The sequence below is a fragment of the Gemmatimonadales bacterium genome, from assembly GCA_019637315.1.
GTDB lineage: Bacteria > Gemmatimonadota > Gemmatimonadetes > Gemmatimonadales > GWC2-71-9 > SHZU01.
In genome coordinates this window covers 14,944-30,559 of record JAHBVU010000009.1, presented here as the reverse complement: position 1 = coordinate 30,559, position 15,616 = coordinate 14,944, and the positions used below count along the sequence as shown (strand labels likewise).

Sequence of the window (15,616 nt, the reverse complement as noted above, 5' to 3'; positions counted from 1 at the left end):
CGGTCCGATGCCGATCGTGATGGTGATTGGCGGTCGTTCCGGAGGGGCCCTGCCGGCGGCGGCTTGCCCTTGTCCTTCCCGGTGGCCTATCTTAAGCGCTGGCAAGGTGTTGCTTCGCTTGGTGCCCCTCACCCGCGAGCCGGATGAATCTCGACAAGCTCAAAGAATCCGCGCGGAAGTACGAGCAGAACGGCCAGTGGCGCCAAGCCATTGACGTTTACAAGAAGGCGCTGCGCGAGTTTGAGGAGTCCGGCGAGGGCGTCCTGGACCCCTCGTTGTACAATCGCATTGGCGATCTCGAGATGCGCGTCAATGACACCAGTGCCGCGATCCGCGCCTACGAACAGGCCGCCGATCTTTACACCGAGCAGGGCTTCTTCAACAACGCCATTGCTCTCTGCAGCAAGATTCTCCGCGTCAATCCGGGCCGAACCGCCACCTATCTTCGCCTGGCGCAGCTCAACGCCCGCAAGAACTTCGTCGGCGATGCGCGGAAGAATCTGACGGAGTACATCGAACGGATGACCGCGCTGCACCACCCGGGAGAAGCGGTGGCGGCCGTCAGGATCTTCATCGCGCAGTGTGCCGAGAACCCGGAAATCCGTTCGATGCTGGTGGAACTGCTGCGCGGCGGATCATTCGATCCGTCGATGCGCGAGCCGTTCGATCAGATGGTCCAGGAGTTGGAACAGCAGGATGCGCCCGAGGAGGAAGAGGCCGGAGGCGAGGTTTCGGTCGACAGCGACGCGGCCCGCCGGATCGACGCTGCGTCCGGGCTTGTCTTTCTCGACTTGGACGGTGGTCAGGGGCGCGAGTCAGCTTACGTCAATCCCGTCGAGGGACTCGAAGTCATCCACAACGATTCGGAGCCTGAGGAGCCGTGGCGGCAGGATACGGGGCGGGTGGAGGGTTTCGAGTATACCGGGCTCGATCCGGTCGACACCGAGATCGGAGCAACCGTCGAGTTCGTGACCGAGTCCGCCTTCGACATCGCTGAGACCCTCGAGCTCGGCGAGGAGGACCCCGACCCGCTCGACATCGATTCGTATCCGAGTGTCGAACTCGACGAGGCGCTGGCCGCCGTCGGCGGAGACTCCGAGATCGAGTCCCTCGACGAAATTGCGCTGACGCCGACTGCCGGGCTCGAGGTCCTCGATCCCATCGACTTGGAAACGACCCCCGATATCGAGCTGCCACTCGACGAGGCGCAGGGTTTCGTGCTCGAGGGCGAGGTGGCGGTCGATGCCGATGGCTCTCCAGAGACGCCTGCGGATCTGGTCTTCCTGTCCGAAGATGATAGCGTAAGTACCCCAGGTGCGCAGGCGCCGGGTGGCGGTGAGGCTGAGCTGATCGATGGCGGCCTGGCTGCGGCAGAGGCCGAACCGGAGTCTGCGGACCTGGCGCGCTACGCCGAGGACCGGGCGCGTGTGCTGCTGTCCGCCGGCGACCGTGTGGCGGGAATTGCCGGGCTGGAGGAGGCCCTGCGTCAATACGAGGGTTCGGGCCGGCTGGCCGAGGCGCTGCAGCTTGCCGATGAGCTGATTCGCTACGAGCCGGATGCGATTTACCGCTACCAGAAGCGGGTCGAGATTGCCTACCGGGCCGGCGACCGGGGTGCCATGCTCGACTCCTACCTCGGCCTGGCCGATGCCTTGGCCCGAAGCGGGGGGGTCGAGCACGCGATGACCGTCTATCGTCGAGTGCTCGAACACGACCCCGACAATCGGGCCGCTCGGAGCGCACTGATCCGTCTCGAGGCCGCGCTGGCGCCGCCGCCTCCTCCGCCCCCGCCAGCGCCCTCGTTCGTCGACCTGGGCAGCCTGATCCTCGATGAGCCAGCGGTCCGGGATACCCGGATGCGGGTCGACCAGGGCGCTCCGATCGAGAATGAGGACGAGGCTTTTCACGAGGCACTGACCCAGTTCAAGCGCGGCATCGAGGAAAACATCGACGCCGAGGATTTCCAGGCCCACTACGACCTCGGCATTGCCTTCAAGGAAATGGGTCTGCTCGACGAAGCGATTGCACAGTTTCAGAAGGCCCTGCGTTCGCCCGACGGCCGCCTCAAGACCTCGGAACAGTTGGGAATTGCCTTCTACGACAAATCGCGCTTTGCCATCGCTGAAGCCGTGCTGCGCAGAGCCATCGAAAGCCTGCCGGGCGGGGACGAAGAGAAGATCGGCTCGATCTACTGGCTTGCCCGTGCGCTCGAAGCGCAGCGGCGCTACGAAGAAGCGCTCCGATACTATGAACGGGCCCTGGCCGTCGATATCCGCTTCCTGGATGTCGGCGATCGGGTCCACCGCCTGACCTCGGGCGCCTCATGACGACTTACGATACGACCCCCGTTTCGCTGGCCGACCTCCAGGCCGGGATCGAAGAACCGCTCGCGCTGGTGCGAGAGCAGATTCGCCAGACGATTGCCGCGGATTTCGCCCTGATTGCCGATGTCAATTCGCACTTGCTGCGGATGCAGGGCAAGATGTTTCGGCCGACCTTGCTGCTGCTCGTCAATCGTGCCTCCGGTGCGCCCGATGAACGGGCGGTTCGGCTGGCCGCAGTGCTCGAGCTGACCCACCTCGCCACCCTGATTCACGACGACTCGGTCGATCACTCGGTGCTCCGGCGCGGGATGCCGACGATCAACTCGATCTTCAGTCATCAGGTCTCCGTCATCATGGGAGATTACCTCTACTCCCGTGCCATGATCGAATTGGTCAACCTGGGCGATCTCAAGCCGCTCGAGGTGATGAGTCGGGTCACCAACGAGATGACCATTGGCGAGATGCGCCAGCTGCTGGCGCACGATCCGCTGACCTTCAGCGAGGAAGATTACGACCTCCTGATTCGCGCCAAGACGGCCTCGCTGATTTCGGGCGCGTGCGAGTGCGGGGCGCTTCGGGCCTCCTCGGAGGTGCGATCCGCCATGGCGCGGTTCGGTAACGCTCTCGGCATGGCCTTCCAGATCATCGACGACGTGATCGACGTCACGGAGGTCGAGTCGGTCACCGGCAAGCCGACAGGGCACGACCTTCGGGAGCACAAAGTCACCTTGCCACTGATCTATGCCCTGCCACGCCTTTCCCCCGAGCAGCGCCGCGACGTCAACGCGCTGATGGCCACGCCCGAGCCTACCGGGGAGCAGGTCTCGGTCGTGGTGGCGCATATCGCGGCAGCCGGGGGCATCGACTACGCCCGGGCCCGGGCTCAGGCGCTTGCGGCTGACGCGCTCCGGGAGCTCGATTCACTGCCGTCGGGTGCTGATCGCGACCGGCTGGAAGCCGCTGTGGCCTTTGTGACCGAGCGTCGGAGGTAGTCATGGCAGGTGCACGTGGCCCCCGCCGGCCCAGATTCTACGCCGCCGTGCTTGCGACGGGGTTCCTGCTGGGTGGATTTCTGCAGGGCTTTCTGTCGAAGTTCCTGCCCGACAGCCCCGCTAAGGATGTCTTTACCAGCGCCTGGCGGGGCGAATTTGGGCCTGTCAAAGTCGATCTCATGGTGATAGACTTTACTCTGGGACCGCTTGGCGTCGAGGTATCCGTGCTGAGCTTGTTTGGGGTCCTGATCGCGTACTTGATCGCGAGATCGCTCTTTTAGCAGGAGCCGTGGTATGATCGGGAATCTGGGGTTTGGCGAGATTCTGGTACTCGCCGTCATCGTACTGCTGGTGTTTGGCGCCAAGCGCCTTCCGGAAATCGGCCAGTCACTCGGCAAGGGTATTCGGGAGTTCAAGAAGAGCTTCTCGGAAATTGGCGACAACGTCACCAGCGGCCTGAACGAACCGCCATCGTCCAACGCGCGTCAGATCGATGCGGCCACGCAGTCCCAGGCGCCCACCTCGAGCGAACCGAAGCGGTTGTCGCAGTAACGCTTTCGATCGGTTTGCGGGGAGGCAGGCAAACGAACAGGGCGACCATCGCTGGTCGCCCTGTTGTGTTTGCAGGCCGTTTCCGTCCGACTACTGGATGGTCGGGAGCGCAGCAGTCGCGGCCGCCTGCTGGGCAGGAGTACGGTAGACCTCGCTGCGGCGGTCGACGATCTTGGCCGAAGCCCGCAAGGTGGCGAGGTAGGCCTGCACCCGGCTGCGCTGGGCCGACTGGAGGGCCTGTTGACGGATCACGGCCAGGTTGGACACGAAGTCTGCCGAGTCGGCCGGAAGCCGCTCGAGACCCTCGAGCAGGTAGACGGCGAAGTCGCCCGAGGCCGAATCGGCCTGGGTCGGACGGCTCAGCTGCCCCGGCTTGAGAGCGAACGCGGTACCGATCAGGCTCGGCGACCCGATCGGCGCCGTGAGCCGCGCAAAGGGTCCCAACTCCTGATACTGCAGCCCGAGCGTCGCGGCTGCGGCGCTCAGCTTGGCGCCACCGGCCACCTGCTGTGACAGCCGTTCGGCCATCTGTTTGGCCTCGGCCACCTGACGGCTCGTCCGCACCGCAGCATCGACCTCGGCGCGCACCGCGGCCAAGGGGGGCAGCCCCTCGCGGCGGAGGCTGTCGAGACGGAACAGGAAGAAGGCAGAGGGCGCCTCGATGACCTGGCTGTGCTCGCCGGGCTTGGCCTGGAAAGCCCAGACGCCGGCGTCAGGGACCTGGCCAGCCTCGGGGACCACCACACGGGCGCCCTCGGCAACCGGACCCGTCTGTCCCACGGTCAGCTTGAGCGCCGCCGCGGCCGTATCGAGTGCGGTAAACTCGAACTGCTCGGCCGCGAGGTTCTCGAGTGAATCGGCCACCGCGTCGAGCTGATCACGGTGGTCGCCGACGATTTCAACCGGGACCAGAATATGGCGCGCTTTGAAGGTGTCGCCGGAGCGGCTCTCGACTCGAATGATGTGGTAGCCGAAGGGACTCAAGACCGGCTCTGACAGGGTATTGAGCGGCAGAGTCATGGCGGCATTGCCAAACTCAGGCACCACCGAGTTCCGGTTCATTTCGCCCAGATCGCCGCCGCGGCGAGCGCTCACGCTGTCGGCCGACTCGCGTGCGGCGACCTCGTCGAAGCTGGTGCCACCAGCAATCTCGGTGCGCACGGATCGGGCCCTGGCCAGGGCCGCCGCGCTATCGGCTGCGTTTGGCACGCGGGGCACATACAGGTAGCTCAGGAACGCGGCCTTGGAACGCCGAAACTGTTCCTTGTGCGCGTTGTAGTACTCGGTGGCCTCGGCGTCCGAAATCGGCGTGGCCGGCGCGGCGACCGCACTGCCCGGGTCGATCCGGACCAGGCCGATGCGAACCCGTTCACGCTCGTCCCGGTAGCGCTCCCAGAGCGCGGCATCCGAGACAAAGACGTCGGCGACTACCGACCGGAACAGCTTGGCCTGCAGCAACTGCTCCCGATACTGTGCTTCCAGGACGGGGATGTACTGCTGACCCTCGGCAGAGGCGAGCCAGCGCTGGTACTTCTCCAGATCGAACTGGCCGTTGGTCTGGAAGGTCGGGACCTGCTGTAGATCGGGCAGCGGGAGATTGCGGATCGCGTCGACGATTTCCGCGTCAGACACCCGCAGCCCCCGCTTCTCGTATTCTCGCCGGAGCAGAATGCTCTGGACCGTCTGATCCCAGACCTGATCGCGGACGTTGTGCATCTGATCGAGGCCCAGGGTAATGCCACGCTGCTGGTATTCTGCGCTGGCATTCTGAACCTGCTGATCGAACACACGGATGTCGATGGACTCTCCATTCACCTTGCCGACGGAGCGGGAGGCGAAAATGCTCCCGGTACCGCTGCCGAGCCCGCTCAAATCCCACACGAGCCAGATGAAGAAGGTGATGGCCACGACGATCATGACCGGCTTTGCCGCATTTCTGAACGCTTGCATCATACGCGGGCGATACGCTCCGAGAGACCAGTCTAGGGGAAGGGGAGAAACGTAACGGGGGAACGGGGCTTGCTCAAGCGACAGCAGGGGGCAGCCGATTGACAGGGCCGCTTTCCGGTTGGTAATCTTAGCCCAAATGCCACAACAACTTAGCGCGTAGGTCATTCCATGGCGCCGTCCCGCGAAATCGAGAAACTGCAGCGCCGGTGGCAAGAAAACCCCCTGGGGCTCACCTTCGCCCCCCTGGCGGAGGCGTATCGCAAGGAGGGGATGTACGAGGATGCGCTGGAGCTGCTCAGCATCGGGCTGGCTCAGCATCCCAACTATGTGCCCGCGCACATCGTGCGTGGTCGGTGCTATGTCGACAGCGGGCTCGACACGGCAGCGGAAGAGGCCTTTCAGCGCGTTACCGAGTTAGACGCCGAAAACGTCATTGCATTGAAGGGGCTCGCCGACCTGGCGGAGAAGGGCGGGCGGATCGACGACGCGATCGGCCGGCTGGAACGCTTGCTGGATTTTGATCGGAGCAACGATGACGCCCGTACCCAGGTCGAGCGCCTGCGCGCCGCCCGGGTGCCCGCAGTCGAAGCCGAGCCGGAGGCGACCGTGGCTGACTCCGCCGCTGCTGAGGGGCCCGGCGCTGAATCCGCCGCCGAGGCGCCCGACGCCGCTGCCCTGGCTGAGGCGGCGACTTCAAGCGAGGCCGAGGCTACGCCAGCTCCGGACGAGGCTCCGGCCGCAGCGGAGCCGCCAGTCGACGAGGTGCGCGCGGCGGTGGTCGATCTCAGTGCCGCCGAGGTCGAAGTCATTACCTACCGGCCGGTCGAATTGGTGGCCGCGTCCGAGTCGGAGTATCAGCTCGCCGACGATGCGGCGTCTCTCACGGCTTCCGCGGCAGAGCCCGCTGCTGCGGAGCAGGCAGCTGCGCAGGACGCCGATCCCGTCAGCCACCCGCTCGAGCTGGTCGAGCCCCTGACGGGCCCGGTCGAGGCGCCGATCGATGCCGGTGCAAGGGGCGCCGATCGAGCTGCGGTTTCGGCTGCCCAGCCCGAGCCGGCTGAGTTTGCGGTGCCAACGGCCGTCGACCCGCCGGCCTTCGTCCCGTCACCTGTGGCCGAGGCTGTCGCGGCGGCCGAGGTGCCCCAGGTGGTCGAGGTGACTGGCGACGCGGCGACGGTCGAGGCCCCCGCCGTGGCTGAGCTGGCAGTGCCGGCCCCGTCAGAGCCCGACGCGTCGTTGGTGGCGCCGGAGGTACCCGAGGAGGTCGCGGCTGCCGCAGCGGGCTCGGCGATCGACACCGCTGAGATCGAAGTTGCGGAGGCCGAGGTTGCGCGCTCAGTCGAGGCAGAGCGGGAGAGCGCCCCCGCCGCCCGGCAGCTCGAAGCGTCGGACGCGGCGTCGGACGACATTGTTGCCGCAGCTGGCGACGAGCCGCCGACCCCGGAAGCCGACGAGACCGCCTTCGATGTCGAGGCGCTCGACCCGGAACGCGACGACGCCGAAGCCGTTGCGGGCGTCGAGGCGGAGCCTGACCTGGTCGTGACCGAAACAATGGCTGAGCTGTTCCTGCGTCAGGGCCACCGTACCCTGGCGCTGGCCGTGTATACCCAGCTTTCCGAACGTGACCCGGACAACCCGCGGATTCGTGGTGCGATCGAGCAGTTGCACGCCGAGTTGCGCCCCGGGTCGAGCGTCGGGATCCCGGCCTACGCGGCGGTGCTGACAGGTGGGCAGTCGGTGCGCGCCTTCTTCGAGCACCTCTTGGCGGCCACACGCCCGGTTGCTCCGGAGCATCAGGCGACCGGGTTGTCACTCGGGGCCGTGTTCGGTGAGGAGCGTGCTGCCCCCACCGCTGCCGCGCCGGCGGAGGATCGTGGCCCCAGCTACGATGAGTTCTTTGCAGAGGAGCAGCCGGCTGCCGAGTTGCCCAAGCGGCCCGACCATGAAGGAGCGGCGGTCGACGCGGCCTCGGAGGATCTCGAACATTTCACCTCCTGGCTCAAGGGGCTCAAGCGCTAGATGCGGGTCACCGTCCTCAACGGCCCGAACCTCAATCTGCTGGGCCAGCGGGAACCTGCGGTCTACGGGCGGGCTACCTTGGCCGAGCTGGAGTCGCTGGTTCGAGTGGAGGCAGGGCAGCTCGGCATCGAGTTGCAGTGGCAGCAGAGCAATCATGAAGGGGCCCTGGTCGATGCGATTCAGGCGCTCCCAGGAGCAGCGGACGGTCTGATTCTGAATGCCGGGGCCTACACCCACACCAGTCTGGCCATTCGGGATGCGCTGCTGGCGGTTCGGGTGCCCTTTGTCGAAGTCCATCTTTCCAATGTCTTTGCGCGGGAAGTCGAGCGGCACCGGTCGCTGATGGCCGACCTGGCCATCGGTGTCATTGCCGGCTTCGGGCCGCAGAGCTATCTCCTTGGTTTGCGGGCGCTCCACGCCCGGGCTGGCACCGGCTCAGCCCTGTGATCGATCGGTATGCCGATCGTCGGGCCCGGCTTGCCGCTGCAGCGCTGGCGGAGGGACTCGATGGCCTGATCGTCGCGGGCGCCTCCAATCTCCGGTACCTGACCGGTTTTACCGGGAGCGCCGGGCATCTGGTCGTGACTGCCGGCGGTACCACGCTCCTGACCGACTTCCGCTATGCGGTCCAGGGGCCGGCGGAGGTCGGGCCGGGCGTGACCGTCCGAATCGAACGAGCCAGCCTCTGGAAGGGCCTTCGGGGGCTGGTCGGAGGCAGCGGGCTTCGACGGGTCGGGATCGACCGCCATCGGGTCACCCTGGCCGATCTGGACGAGCTGCAGCAGCTCGAGGGCGTGGAGCTGGTGCCTGGCGCGGGGCGGGTCGAGGCGCTGCGCATGGTCAAGGACGCGGACGAAACGGCCCGGATCCGTGAGGCCGCCCGGCTTGCCTCAGAGGCGCTCGCGGCCGTGATCGGCGGGATTCGTCCAGGGCGCCGCGAAATCGACGTGGCCGCTGAGCTCGAGGCCGCGCTGCGGGTGCGGGGGAGCGAATGGCACCCGTTTCATACCATCGTCGCCTCGGGGCCCCGGAGTGCGTTACCGCACGCCCAGTCGACCAGCCGGGTCATCGGCGCCGGCGACCTGCTGGTCGTCGACTTCGGGGCCCAGCTCGATGGCTACTGCTCGGACATTACCCGGACGTTCGTGGTGGGCGCCGCTGCCGATGGGCGGCAGCGCGAGGTGTACAGTATCGTTGAGCAGGCCCAGCATCGGGCCAGGCGCTTGATGCGCGCCGGAATGACCGGTCGGGAAATCGACGCCCTGGCGCGGGACCCCATCACGACGGCGGGTATGGGCGAGGCGTTCGGGCATTCGCTGGGGCATGGGGTCGGACTCGAGGTCCATGAGGAGCCCCGACTGGCAAAGACCAGCGAAACCGTGATACCCCCGGGCGCGGTGGTGACAGTCGAACCGGGAGTCTATTTTGAGGGTTGGGGCGGCGTCCGGATCGAGGACGATGTCGCCGTGACGGCCGGGGGGGCGGAATGCCTCTCTGATGGTCGGACCGAACTGATTGAGCTTACCTAACTTACGCACTCACGCCGTCGGAATTGACGAGATGAATCCCGAAAAAATCAAAGCGCTGGCCGAGGTCATCGACAAAGTGCCGGGAGCCAAGGCGATCGACATGAAGGACGTCCGTCGTCTGGTGGAACTGCTTCGCGATTCGCCCGAAATCGGCTCGATCGAGCTCAAGGGCTGGTTCGGGACGGGCGTGATCGTGACCCGGACCTCCAGCGCGGTGGCGGCGGCAGTGACGCACTATCAGGCGCCGGCGCCGGCGGCGGCCGCAAATCCGGCCCCCGCAGCCCCTGCGGCTCCGGCTGCGGAGCCGCCCAAACCGGCGGTGGCGCTCAAGGAGATCAAGTCGCCGATGGTGGGCACTTTTTATGCGTCCCCGGAGCCGGGCGCCGAGGCGTACGTCAAAGTCGGCGCACGGGTGACCCCGGGACGCACGGTCTGCATCATCGAGGCGATGAAGATCATGAACGAGATCGAAGCCGAGTTCGGTGGCGTGATCAAGGAAGTCTGTGTCGAGGATTCGCAGCCGGTCGAGTTCGGCCAGGTCCTCTTCCGAGTCGACCCCAATGGCTGAACCGTTAGGCGGTGAGATCAGCGGCCCGCCACCGTTCAACTTCAAGCAGGCTATCGCGCAGATGGTGCAGCGGCAGGCGTCAGACCTGCTGCTCAAAGTAGGGCGTCCGCCGACCGTGCGTGTCAACGGCGATTTGCAGGCGCTTCCGATGCAACCGATCCGCCCCGAAGAACTGAAGCACCTGGCCGAGCAGATCATGACGCCGCGGCAAGTCAAAGAGTTTGCCGAGAAGAAGGAAGCGGACTTTGCCATCGGCGTGCCCGGGGTCGGTCGCTTCCGAACCAACATCTATCAGCAGCGCGGTACCCTCGCGTTTGCGCTCCGGGCCATCCCGTACGAAGTGCGCACCTTGAAGGAGCTGATGCTGCCCGAGGTGCTCGAGCAGGTCTCGCTCAAGCCGCGTGGCGTGGTGCTGGTGACGGGGATTACCGGGTCCGGGAAATCGACCGCGCTTGCCGCGATGATCCATCACATCAACCGGAACCGCCGCGTCAACGTCATCACGGTCGAGGATCCGATCGAGTTCCTCCACCGCGACCAGATGTCCAACATCTCGCAGCGCGAGGTGGGCAGCGACACGCTCTCGTTCGGGGCTGCGCTCCGCCATGTGCTGCGGCAGGATCCGGATGTGATTCTGATCGGCGAAATCCGAGACCAGGAAACGCTCGACACGGCGCTCAAAGCCGCCGACACCGGGCACCTGGTCTTCTCGACCCTGCACACCACGGACGCGACCCAGTCGATCAGCCGGATTCTGTCGTTCTACCCGCCGCACCAGCAGCAGGAAATCCGTTCCTTGCTGTCGACGGCGCTGGCCGCGATCGTCTGCCTCCGCCTGGTACCCCGCGCCGACGGACGCGGCAGGGTGCCAGCGGCCGAGGTGCTGATCAATACGGCGGCGGTGGCGGAGAACATTCGCAGTCTCGAAAAGTCGCTCAACATTCCCGATCTGATTGCGGACGGTTCGATCAGCTACGGGATGCAGTCGTTTGACCAATCCCTGATGATGTGGTACAAGAAGGGGATGATCACCTACGAGAGCGCCCTGTTCTATTCCAGTAACCCCAGTGAGTTCGCGTTGCGTGCCGCCGGTGTGACGGCGGCTTCCGATCGGACCTTTGCGGAGATCGCCTCGGCGCAGGACGAGCCGGTCGATCTCACGCGCGACGTGACGCCGACCTAAACGGCCGACGCGCGCGACACCCGGCACGGGCTCTGCTCCCGCTCGGCGCTCCGGTGCCGTTCGGGGCGTCCGCGTGCCGTCAACCAGAACGGTTTGATGCTCAACTCGCATGTTCAATAAAGTCCTCATTGCCAATCGGGGCGAGATTGCCCTTCGGGTCATCCGCGCCTGTCGCGAACTCGGCATCCATACCGTGGCCGTCTTCAGCGAGGCCGATCGGGAATCGCTGCATGTCCGCTTTGCCGATGACGATGTCTGCATCGGGCCGGCGCCGAGCCGCCAGTCGTATCTCAACATCCCGCGGCTGATCGCGGCGGCGGAGATTACCGGCGCGGATGCGCTGCACCCGGGCTACGGCTTCCTGGCCGAGAACGCCGAGTTTGCCGAGATCTGCAAGGCGTCCAACATCACCTTCATCGGACCGACCGGCCAGCAGATTCGCCAGATGGGCGACAAAGCCTCGGCGCGGCGCCTTGCCAAGGAGGCCGGGGTGCCGACGGTGCCGGGGTCGCCCGGGATCCTGGCCGATGCGGAGGAAGCGCTGGCTGTGGCCGAGGAAATCGGCTTTCCGGTGATCATCAAGGCCACGGCAGGCGGCGGCGGCAAGGGCATGCGCATCGCGGCGGATGCGGAGCAGTTCGCCCAGCTCTTCAATCTGGCGCAGAACGAAGCGCTCTCCGCGTTTGGTAACGGCGACGTCTATGTCGAGAAGTACCTGGAACATCCCCGTCACGTCGAAATCCAGGTCATGGGCGACACCCACGGCCGGGTGGTGCACCTCGGCGAGCGCGATTGCTCGGTGCAGCGGCGCCACCAGAAGCTGATCGAGGAGAGCCCCAGTCCTGCCCTGACGGCCGAGTTGCGGGAGCGGATGGGCGCGGCGGCGGTGGCGCTGGCCGAGGCCATCGGGTACGTCGGTGCCGGAACGATCGAGTTTCTGCTCGATTCGGACGGCAGCTTCTACTTCATGGAAATGAACACCCGAATTCAGGTCGAGCACCCGGTGACCGAAATGGTGACCGGGTTCGATCTCGTCAAAGAGCAGATCCGAGCCGCCGCCGGCGAACCGCTGACCTTTCCGGTCGATCTGCGTGGCTTGCGTGGACACGCCATCGAGTGCCGCGTCAACGCGGAGGATCCCTATCGCAACTTCCAGCCCTCGCCCGGGCTGATTACGGCGTATCATCCCCCGGGTGGCCCCGGCGTGCGGGTCGACACTCACGTCTATGCCGGCTACCGGGTGCCACCGCACTACGACTCGCTGCTGGCCAAGGTGATCGTGCACGGGCGGGATCGCGCTGAGGCGCTGGCCCGGATGGGGCAGGCGCTGGACAGCTTCATCCTCGAGGGCGTCACGACGACCATTCCGTTCCTGGCGCGCGTGATTCGCCACCCGGATTTCGTCGCGGGCAAGATCGACACTCGATTCCTCGAACGCGAAAAGCACCTGCTCAGGCCCGACGCATGAGGATCGATGTCGCATTTTCACCCGCGGGCCTCTCGAAAGACGAGGTCGCGGGGCGGGGGGTATTCGTCATCGATGTCCTCAGGGCCACGACGACGATGTGCGCCGCGCTCCACCACGGCGCCCGGAGTATCGTGCCCGTTGCCGCCATTGCCGATGCGATGGCCATGGCGCAGACGCTTGGTCCGGACATCGTGCTGATCGGCGAGCGGCATGGCCGTCCCATCGAGGGCTTTGCGCTCGGCAACAGTCCGCTCGAAATGACCGAGGAGAGAGTGCGCGGCAAGACGCTGGTGATGACGACGACCAACGGAACGGGAGCACTGCTGGCAGCTGCGGGCGCCGCCCAGGTCTTCGTTGCGGCCGCGGTCAATCTGTCGGTGGCCACCGCCCGGATGCGCCAGCTGGTGGCCGACGGCAGCTCGGTACTGGTCCTCTGCGCAGGCCGGGATGGCCGCTTCGGCATCGACGATGCCTATACGGCAGGACGGCTGATCGCGCCGATCGTCGGTGAGCGGCGCCGCCTGGAAGGGCTCAACGACGCGGCCATCGCGGCGCTCGACCTGGTCCGGCGCTACGGCAGCCGCTGGGAACGGCCCTTTGCCCGATCCGCCGCCGGCCGGCACCTGGTCTCGATCGACATGGCCGCGGATGTCGCCGAGGCGGCGCTGCCCGATCGCTACCCCGTACTGCCGGTCTTTCACGACCGGCGAGTCCAACTGAGCGGCACGTGATGACTCCCGAAGCCCGCCGACAGCTCGGCGCCATTGCGGCGCTCGTGGTCGGGGTCTTCATCGGCCTTTGCCTGCTGCCCTTCGTGCCGACCGGAGCGTTAGGCAATACCCTCGGTACGCTGCTCTGGCGCACCCTGGGTATCGGTGCTGTTGGTCTGCCGCTCCTGGGCGGGATGCTGGCCCTGGCCGGCTTCGATCGCCTGCCGCGCCTCGATATGAAGCGGACCGCGATCCTGGTGGGCGGTCTGGCGGTAATCGTCCCGTTCACGGTCGGTGTACTGGCCGGGGTGACCCCGATGTCGTTCGACCCTCGGCTCGAGGAGTGGAGCGCTTCGGCCCGGGCGAGCGGGATGGTGCCTGGGATTGCCGCCTACGCGGTCACCGGGCTGATTGCCAAGCCCGGCGGGCTGCTGCTCGCGTTTCTTGCCGTCTCGGCGCTGACCATCTTTACCATCGCGTGGCACCCGCTCCGACGGTTCGAGAAGGCACCGGTCGTGGCCGAGCCGGTTGCGGTCAAGGCGGCGGTCGTCCGGCGGCCGCCGAAGTCGATGCTGCCGGCGTCGGACGATGACGACGATGAGGACGAGAACGACGAGACGGCGGGATCGAAGCCGGCTGTGCCGGTCGCGGCCAAGTCGGCCAAGTTGCTAGCTGCGAAGGCGGGGAAGCCGGCCAAACCTGCCAAGCCGGCCAAGAGTGAGCCGGCTCCGTTGCCCACCGGTGACGAGAACGAGCTGCCGCCGGTGGACCTGCTGAATGAACCGGTCCAGGGCGATGTCGTCGCCGATCAGGCAGAGCTCGACCGGCTCGGTCAATCGCTGCTCGAGACGCTCCGCACCTTCAAGGTGGACGGAAGTATCGAGGGTTACACCAGCGGACCGGTGGTGACCCAGTTCGAGGTCAAGCCGGCGCCGGGCGTCAAGGCGGGTCGGATCATTGGCCTGGCAGACGACCTGGCGATTGCGATGCGGGCCTCGAGCGTCCGGGTTGCGCCCATCCCTGGCAGGGGCGCAGTGGGCGTCGAAGTGCCGAACCCGAAGGCGAAGATGGTCACCCTCCGGGAAATGCTGGAAACGCCGGAGTGGGAAAAGTCCAAAGCGATTCTGCCGATTGCGCTCGGCCTCGACCTCGAGGGCAAACCGGTCATCACGGACCTGGCCAAGATGCCGCATCTGCTGATTGCCGGCGCCACTGGTACCGGCAAGTCGGTGGGAATCAACAGCATCATCAGCTGCCTGGTTTACCGCTACACCGCCAAGGACCTGCGGTTCCTGATGGTCGACCCGAAGATGGTCGAGCTCTCGATGTACAACGCGTTGCCGCATCTGCGGCACAAGGTGGTCACCAACAACAACGACGCCGCCCGGGTGCTCAAGTGGGCGGTGTTCGAAATGAACCGACGCTACGAGCTGCTGAGCGCCAATGACGCGCGGAACATCGCCGACTTCAATCGGAAGCTGACGGACGGCAAGTCGTTGCGGAACCCGAGCCGTCCGCAGCCGACCCTCAAGGAGCTCGCGGCGCAGGAGGGGACGACCGCGCCCGAAGCACCGTTGCCCGAGATCTACGCAGAAGGACCGCTCCCCTACATCGTCATCATCGTCGACGAGCTGGCCGACCTGATGATGACGGTGGCGTCGGAGGTGGAAACGCCGCTGGCCATGCTGGCGCAGAAGGCCCGCGCCATCGGGATTCATCTGATCCTCGCCACCCAGCGTCCGTCGGTGAACGTGCTCACCGGCCTCATCAAAGCCAACTTCCCGAGCCGGATCGCGTTCCGGGTCGCCTCCAAGGTCGACAGCCGGACCATTCTCGACCAGAACGGCGCCGAATCGCTGCTGGGCAACGGTGACATGCTCTTCCTGCCGCCGGGACGGAGTGAACCGATGCGATTGCAGGGCGCCTTCATCGGGACGGAAGAAACCGAAACGGTGATGGACTGGTTCACCAAGCGCCGCGAGAAGCGCGAGGCCGATCAGCTGGCCGAGCGGCGTGAGGAGAACATCATCGAGTTGATGCGGGCGCAGGAGGCCGAGGAGAGTGGCGGCCCCGACGGCGACGATGCCAGCGATCGGGACGAACTCTTCCGCGAGGCGGCCGAAGCCTGCCTGCAGAACCAGGGCGGGTCGACCTCGCTGCTTCAGCGCAAGCTGCGGATCGGGTACGGGCGGGCTGCCCGGATCATCGATCAGCTCCATGCCGCCGGCATTCTGGGACCGCCCGACGGCAGTAAACCCCGCGAGGTCCTGATCAGCCTGGGGCAGCTGGACGAGTACACGAGCTAGTCGCGCTCGGATCGG

General features: G+C 66.1%; 13 protein-coding genes. 12 read left to right on the top strand and 1 reads right to left on the bottom strand.

From position 1 onward, the window contains the following. Positions 1 to 143: 143 nt before the first annotated feature. From KF785_10110 to tatA, 4 genes are read left to right on the top strand one after another with little or no spacing between them, the layout of a single operon-like run. Positions 144 to 2,327 (top strand): tetratricopeptide repeat protein, encoded by a 2,184-nt coding sequence (locus KF785_10110; protein MBX3147110.1) that lies wholly within the window; start codon positions 144 to 146, stop codon positions 2,325 to 2,327. Further along, positions 2,324 to 3,316, top strand: coding sequence for a polyprenyl synthetase family protein (locus KF785_10105; protein MBX3147109.1), 993 nt, complete (start codon positions 2,324 to 2,326; stop codon positions 3,314 to 3,316). The genes KF785_10110 and KF785_10105 overlap by 4 nt, the downstream gene beginning before the upstream one ends. 2 nt (positions 3,317 to 3,318) lie before the next feature. Beyond that, positions 3,319 to 3,597, top strand: a complete 279-nt coding sequence (locus tag KF785_10100; GenBank protein MBX3147108.1) for a DUF4321 domain-containing protein — start codon at positions 3,319 to 3,321, stop codon at positions 3,595 to 3,597. A 13-nt stretch (positions 3,598 to 3,610) separates the two neighbouring features. Then, positions 3,611 to 3,868: a twin-arginine translocase TatA/TatE family subunit gene (gene tatA / locus KF785_10095; GenBank protein MBX3147107.1), complete on the top strand. Its 258-nt coding sequence runs from the start codon at positions 3,611 to 3,613 to the stop codon at positions 3,866 to 3,868. 90 nt (positions 3,869 to 3,958) lie between these two features. On the opposite strand, the gene KF785_10090 is transcribed toward tatA, so the two are convergent. After that, a complete protein-coding gene (locus KF785_10090; GenBank protein ID MBX3147106.1) occupies positions 3,959 to 5,821 on the bottom strand; it encodes a SurA N-terminal domain-containing protein in 1,863 nt (620 codons plus the stop codon). Between the two features lie 165 nt (positions 5,822 to 5,986). Between KF785_10090 and KF785_10085 the strand changes: the two genes are divergently transcribed. The 8 genes from KF785_10085 (at position 5,987) to KF785_10050 (ending at position 15,601) form a co-directional block, all read left to right on the top strand. After that, a complete protein-coding gene (locus tag KF785_10085; protein ID MBX3147105.1) occupies positions 5,987 to 7,837 on the top strand; it encodes a tetratricopeptide repeat protein in 1,851 nt (616 codons plus the stop codon). Further along, positions 7,838 to 8,284 carry a type II 3-dehydroquinate dehydratase gene (gene aroQ / locus KF785_10080; protein ID MBX3147104.1) on the top strand — a complete coding sequence of 149 codons (447 nt, stop codon included), beginning with the start codon at positions 7,838 to 7,840 and terminating at the stop codon, positions 8,282 to 8,284. Then, on the top strand, positions 8,281 to 9,366 hold the full coding sequence (locus tag KF785_10075) for an aminopeptidase P family protein (protein MBX3147103.1): 1,086 nt from the start codon (positions 8,281 to 8,283) through the stop codon (positions 9,364 to 9,366). The genes aroQ and KF785_10075 overlap by 4 nt, the downstream gene beginning before the upstream one ends. 31 nt (positions 9,367 to 9,397) lie before the next feature. After that, entirely contained in the window at positions 9,398 to 9,934 is a 537-nt protein-coding gene (gene accB, locus KF785_10070; GenBank protein MBX3147102.1) for an acetyl-CoA carboxylase biotin carboxyl carrier protein, read from the top strand. After that, positions 9,927 to 11,117 carry a PilT/PilU family type 4a pilus ATPase gene (locus KF785_10065; protein ID MBX3147101.1) on the top strand — a complete coding sequence of 397 codons (1,191 nt, stop codon included), beginning with the start codon at positions 9,927 to 9,929 and terminating at the stop codon, positions 11,115 to 11,117. Before accB ends, KF785_10065 begins: the two co-directional genes overlap by 8 nt. A 109-nt stretch (positions 11,118 to 11,226) precedes the next feature. Further along, a complete protein-coding gene (gene accC / locus KF785_10060) occupies positions 11,227 to 12,585 on the top strand; it encodes an acetyl-CoA carboxylase biotin carboxylase subunit (protein ID MBX3147100.1) in 1,359 nt (452 codons plus the stop codon). Further along, positions 12,582 to 13,316, top strand: coding sequence for a 2-phosphosulfolactate phosphatase (locus KF785_10055; protein MBX3147099.1), 735 nt, complete (start codon positions 12,582 to 12,584; stop codon positions 13,314 to 13,316). The genes accC and KF785_10055 overlap by 4 nt, the downstream gene beginning before the upstream one ends. After that, positions 13,316 to 15,601: a hypothetical protein gene (locus tag KF785_10050; GenBank protein ID MBX3147098.1), complete on the top strand. Its 2,286-nt coding sequence runs from the start codon at positions 13,316 to 13,318 to the stop codon at positions 15,599 to 15,601. Before KF785_10055 ends, KF785_10050 begins: the two co-directional genes overlap by 1 nt. Positions 15,602 to 15,616: the final 15 nt, after the last annotated feature.

What these genes read in the sequence shown, in the direction of transcription:
- KF785_10065 (MBX3147101.1), top strand. Translation starts at nt 9,927, where the DNA reads ATGGCTGAACCGTTAGGCGGTGAGATCAGCGGCCCGCCACCGTTCAAC.
- aroQ (MBX3147104.1), top strand. Translation starts at nt 7,838, where the DNA reads ATGCGGGTCACCGTCCTCAACGGCCCGAACCTCAATCTGCTGGGCCAG.
- KF785_10105 (MBX3147109.1), top strand. Translation starts at nt 2,324, where the DNA reads ATGACGACTTACGATACGACCCCCGTTTCGCTGGCCGACCTCCAGGCC.
- KF785_10110 (MBX3147110.1), top strand. Translation starts at nt 144, where the DNA reads ATGAATCTCGACAAGCTCAAAGAATCCGCGCGGAAGTACGAGCAGAAC.
- tatA (MBX3147107.1), top strand. Translation starts at nt 3,611, where the DNA reads ATGATCGGGAATCTGGGGTTTGGCGAGATTCTGGTACTCGCCGTCATC.
- KF785_10085 (MBX3147105.1), top strand. Translation starts at nt 5,987, where the DNA reads ATGGCGCCGTCCCGCGAAATCGAGAAACTGCAGCGCCGGTGGCAAGAA.
- KF785_10050 (MBX3147098.1), top strand. Translation starts at nt 13,316, where the DNA reads ATGACTCCCGAAGCCCGCCGACAGCTCGGCGCCATTGCGGCGCTCGTG.
- accC (MBX3147100.1), top strand. Translation starts at nt 11,227, where the DNA reads ATGTTCAATAAAGTCCTCATTGCCAATCGGGGCGAGATTGCCCTTCGG.
- KF785_10090 (MBX3147106.1), bottom strand. Translation starts at nt 5,821, where the DNA reads ATGATGCAAGCGTTCAGAAATGCGGCAAAGCCGGTCATGATCGTCGTG.
- accB (MBX3147102.1), top strand. Translation starts at nt 9,398, where the DNA reads ATGAATCCCGAAAAAATCAAAGCGCTGGCCGAGGTCATCGACAAAGTG.
- KF785_10055 (MBX3147099.1), top strand. Translation starts at nt 12,582, where the DNA reads ATGAGGATCGATGTCGCATTTTCACCCGCGGGCCTCTCGAAAGACGAG.
- KF785_10100 (MBX3147108.1), top strand. Translation starts at nt 3,319, where the DNA reads ATGGCAGGTGCACGTGGCCCCCGCCGGCCCAGATTCTACGCCGCCGTG.